This window comes from Streptomyces sp. YGL11-2 (genome assembly GCF_050054615.1).
In the GTDB taxonomy this organism is placed as follows: domain Bacteria; phylum Actinomycetota; class Actinomycetes; order Streptomycetales; family Streptomycetaceae; genus Streptomyces.
Map to the genome: position 1 here is coordinate 5,833 of NZ_JBNHIN010000012.1, position 4,238 is coordinate 10,070.

A 4,238-nucleotide genomic window follows, 5' to 3' on the forward strand; every position below is an offset into this window, starting at 1 on the left:
TGCCCTATAGGGCCGCCCCGCGCACGGGCCCGGGATCTGCCACGGCCTGTCGAGCGGTGCCCCCGGCGTCCTCACGAGCGGTGCGCGGCGCCGTATGCCGCCGCTCCACCGCCCGCCGGCTCACCGGCCGGTCGGATACGGCCAGGAGTTGGGCCGGCAGGTCACCCCGTCCGTCGTCAGGAACTTCGTCTGCTGCATCATCACCGGCGCCAGCGCGCCCTGCCGGGGGCAGACCTCGTGGTTGTGCCCGAGCCGGTGCCCGACCTCGTGGTTGATCAGCATCTGGCGGTAGGCCAGCATCTTGTCGGGGCCGTAGGTCTTGGCGCCCTGCGCCCAGCGGTAGGCATTGATCATGACCCGGTCGGTGGCCGCCGAATCGCAGGAGACGTTGTCCTCGCTGGTGTCCAGACCGGACTTGGCGCACCACTTCGCGGTGGTCCCCGGGCTCGCCAGCGAGATCACGAAGTCCGCGTCTCCGGACGCCACCCGCTGGAAGGTCCGCTGCCCGCCGTGCGCCCAACTCCGGTCGTCGTTCAGCGTCTTGTGCACCGCCTCGGCGAACAGCGCGCCGTCCAGCGGGAGTCCGTCCTCGATGTCCACGCGGTAGCGCAGCACCTTGCCGCGGCCGGGCGCGCCGGCGTCGCCGCCGACCGGCGTGAAGTGGCCGCTGGCGGTCAGCTGCGGGTCCAGCGGGAAGACCCGGGCCATCTGGGCGGCGTATCCGGCGGGTTTGGCGTTCTGACCGGTCCGGCTCTGCGACCGGGACGCCTCCGTGCCGCCGTCGGCGCGGTCGTCCCCGCTGTGGGACCGCCCGTCGTCACCCTGCGGGTGCTGGTCGGCGACCTGGCCGGCGATGACCACGGCGAGCACGGTGGTCACCGCCGCGGCCGCCGCGCCGGTGAACGTCCGCCCCTTGGCGCCCTTCCCGGCGCCGCCCGAGCGGCTCCCGGCGGTGTCGTCCCGGTCGTCCGTGTCGTCCGGTCCGTCGGGCCCGTCCGACCCGCCCGTCTCGGCGCCCTCCGCGGCGAGTTCCTCCTGCCGGTCCAGCTCCGCGATCCGCTCCCGGTCGAAGACCACCGACCGTCCGGTGAAGCGCCCGCCGGGCGGCAGGCCGTCGCCCGCGCCGCCGCCGTCCGTGCCGTACGGCCGCACCCCGGGCGCCCCGGCCCGGAACACGTCGTCGGCGGCGTCGTCCCCACCGTCCGCGCCGTCCGGGAATCGAGGGGCACCGCCCCCGGCGAACGCCGCCAGATACTCGGGCCGCGGCCCCGGCCCGCTGCCCGGCGCCGCGAGCGGCGTACCGAACATCGACGTCTCCGGCTCGGCGGCCCGCGGCCCGGGAATCCTGGGCGTCCCCACGGCGCGGGCGCCCGGTCCGGCCGAACCGGGGAACGCGCCCCAGCCGCCGCCCGGTTCACGCTGCTCGGGATGCCCGCCGCGGACCTCGTCACCGTCCACCGGCGGTCCGGCCGTGCCCCGCCGGCGCCGCCCCGGAGTCGGGGGCGGACCCACCGCTCCGGGCGGCACATCGGATCGGTCGGCTGCGCTGTCCTGCCGGTCGCGGCGGCTATGGCGTCCCACTGGGCCTGTCAGCTCCTGTCCGCGACGGGCGGCCCGGCGGGGGCCGCTCCGGCGGAGCCGGTGCCCGCACCGGGGGTCGCATCGGTCACCGTCGTACCGGAGTCGAGCAGTTCGCGGAAGGACCGCGCCACCGTCTCCGGATACTCCATCATCGCCACGTGTCCCGCCTCCGGCAGCGTCACCAGCCGCGAACCGCGGAACGCCGCGGCTGCCCGCCGCGCCATCCGGTAGGAGACGAGGCGGTCGCGTCCACCGTAGACGAGAAGGGTGGGCGCCAGGACCCGTTCGGCCTGACGCCACAGTCCGTGCTGCCCGCCGAGCGTGTAGGCGTTCACCAGTCCGCGGGCGGTACGCTCCATCACCTCCCAGAAATACGGGAGTTCGAGCCGCCGTACGTACTCGTCGACCGCGGCGTTGAACCCCTCGGGGGTGATCCGGGCGGGATCGCCGTAGCAGAGCGTCAGGACCCCGCGGGTGCGCTGCTCGGGCGTCCACTCGCGGGTGAGCCGGCGGAACAGCCCGGCGACGCCGGGGATCCCGAGCATCGCGGTCGGCAGCGCGGTCAGCTGCGGCGGGATCTCCGGCAGCGCGGGCGAGATCAGCGTCAGGGTGCGGACCAGATCGGGGCGCGCCGCCGCGACCCGGGTCACGACGGCGCCGCCCAGGGAGTTGCCGACGAGGTGCACGGGGCCGCGGCCGGCCGCGTCGAGGTAGCGGATGACCGTGCGGGCCTGGGCGGGGATCGAGTAGTTGCCGTCGTCCGGCGGCGGCGAGTCGCCGAAGCCGGGAAGATCGACCGCCTCGCCGGCCACCCGGTCGGCGAGCAGCGGCATCAGGGCGGACCAGTTCAGCGACGAGCCACCCAGGCCGTGGACGTAGAGCGCGGGCTCGCGGTCCCGGGCGGCGGCCTTCGCCCGCTCGGCGGCATCCGCCTCCGGCGGCCCGGCCGGAGTCCGTACGTTCAGCGTCAGGCCCGGCAGCGTCACCCACCGCACCGTCTCGCCCGCGGCACCGCGGGCGCCGGGTCCGGCCGGCGGCACCGGGAGGGCGGCTGCTGTCGCGGTGTCCGGTGACTCGGTCGAAGACATGGACTCGATGTTACGAGACGATCACGCCCACGATTGTGTGTTCGCGGTCACACACCGCATCGCGCGCCCGCAACCGCTCTCCTAGGCTCGTATCAAGGGCAGCCACCCACCGCGGGCCGCCGCCCCGGAAAGCACCGGAAAGGGAACCACCATGCGCGTCGACCCGACAGACCCGGACACCTTCGAGGACGATTCCAGCACCGTGACCTTGACGGAAATCGACGTGGAGGCACCGGAAGCCGACGCCGCCGAGCAGCACACCGACCTCGCACCGCACCGCGACGAGCCCCTCGGCGGCATGGAGTACTCCGCGAACGAGGCGGACCGCGCCGAACAGGCCCGCGTCGTCGAGCTCAACGAAGACGAATACCGATGACCTGGGAGGTTATGTCGGCTTCCGGAAGGGGGGCCGGCCAGAATTTCTCGTCGCGGACCGCACACAGCCCCGTTACCCAAAAGTACGATGACGGGCGCGGCGCACCATCTTGTACGGGCCGCGAACGGAACGACTCCTGGGAGGCAGCGTGAGCGCCATCGAGCAGACCGAGGCGGCACGCCCGCGGGGCACACGCCTGCCACGCCGCGCGCGGCGGAACCAGCTTCTGGGCGCCGCCCAGGAGGTCTTCGTCGCGCAGGGCTACCACGCCGCCGCGATGGACGACATCGCCGAGCGGGCCGGGGTCAGCAAGCCGGTGCTCTACCAGCACTTCCCCGGCAAGCTGGAGCTCTACCTGGCGCTGCTGGACCAGCACTGCGAGGCGCTGCTGCACTCGGTGCGCAAGGCCCTGGAGTCGACGACCGACAACAAGCAGCGCGTGGCCGCCACGATGGACGCCTACTTCGCCTACGTGGAGGACCCGGGCGGCGCCTTCCGGCTGGTCTTCGAGTCGGACCTGACGAACGAGCCGGCCGTCCGCGAGCGGGTGGACAAGGTGTCCCTGGAGTGCGCCGAGGCGATCAGCGCGGTGATCGCGGAGGACACCGGGCTGTCGCAGGACGAGTCGATGCTGCTGGCCGTGGGGCTGGGCGGGGTCTCCCAGGTGGTGGCCCGCTACTGGCTGTCCTCGGAGAGCGAGGTTCCGCGCGAGACCGCGGTGCAGCTGCTGACCTCGCTCGCCTGGAAGGGCATCGCCGGATTCCCCCTGCACGGCAGCGACACACACTGACCGTGTTCGCTGCTGGCGTGCTCGGTGACGTCCTGTCCGTCCCCGTGCCGGGCTAATGTGTGCTGCGTACAGCGCGGATGGCCGCGCACCCCACTGACCGTCGGAGGGACATAAGCCGTGGAGGTCAAGATCGGCGTGCAGCACGCGCCCCGCGAGATCGTTCTGGATTGCGGGCAGTCTGCCGAAGAGGTCGAGCGCGCGGTGAGCGACGCGCTGAGCGGCAAGTCGGAGCTGCTGAGCCTGGTGGACGACCACGGTCGCAAGGTTCTGGTCGCGGCGGCCCGGTTGGCATACGTCGAGATCGGCGAGCCGACCACCCGCAAGGTCGGGTTCGGCGCTCCCTGAGCAGCAGGGGCGCCGTAACGGGCCCGTAGCGGACAAGAGGGCGGCGGCCCGGAGACCT

At 73.5% G+C, this 4,238-nt stretch carries 5 protein-coding genes; 3 read left to right on the top strand and 2 right to left on the bottom strand.

The features are described from left to right. Positions 1 to 120: 120 nt before the first annotated feature. Together ACO1BR_RS15900 and ACO1BR_RS15905 are read right to left on the bottom strand one after the other, a co-directional pair. Positions 121 to 1,458: a DUF3152 domain-containing protein gene (locus tag ACO1BR_RS15900; protein WP_426795709.1), complete on the bottom strand. Its 1,338-nt coding sequence runs from the start codon at positions 1,456 to 1,458 to the stop codon at positions 121 to 123. A gap of 131 nt (positions 1,459 to 1,589) precedes the next feature. Beyond that, entirely contained in the window at positions 1,590 to 2,669 is a 1,080-nt protein-coding gene (locus ACO1BR_RS15905) for an alpha/beta fold hydrolase (protein WP_426795710.1), read from the bottom strand. Positions 2,670 to 2,820: 151 nt separating this feature from the next. On the opposite strand from ACO1BR_RS15905, the gene ACO1BR_RS15910 reads away from it, so the two are divergent. From ACO1BR_RS15910 to ACO1BR_RS15920, 3 genes are all read left to right on the top strand, one after another. After that, positions 2,821 to 3,045 (top strand): hypothetical protein, encoded by a 225-nt coding sequence (locus ACO1BR_RS15910; protein WP_426795711.1) that lies wholly within the window; start codon positions 2,821 to 2,823, stop codon positions 3,043 to 3,045. Positions 3,046 to 3,193: 148 nt separating this feature from the next. After that, positions 3,194 to 3,835, top strand: a complete 642-nt coding sequence (locus ACO1BR_RS15915) for a TetR/AcrR family transcriptional regulator (RefSeq protein WP_159508172.1) — start codon at positions 3,194 to 3,196, stop codon at positions 3,833 to 3,835. Between the two features lie 117 nt (positions 3,836 to 3,952). Then, a complete protein-coding gene (locus ACO1BR_RS15920; RefSeq protein WP_159508173.1) occupies positions 3,953 to 4,180 on the top strand; it encodes a DUF3107 domain-containing protein in 228 nt (75 codons plus the stop codon). The last annotated feature ends 58 nt before the right edge of the window (positions 4,181 to 4,238 follow it).

Bases quoted from the DNA above. Each gene is read 5' to 3' on its own strand.
- ACO1BR_RS15910 (WP_426795711.1), top strand. From the start codon at position 2,821: ATGCGCGTCGACCCGACAGACCCGGACACCTTCGAGGACGATTCCAGC.
- ACO1BR_RS15905 (WP_426795710.1), bottom strand. From the start codon at position 2,669: ATGTCTTCGACCGAGTCACCGGACACCGCGACAGCAGCCGCCCTCCCG.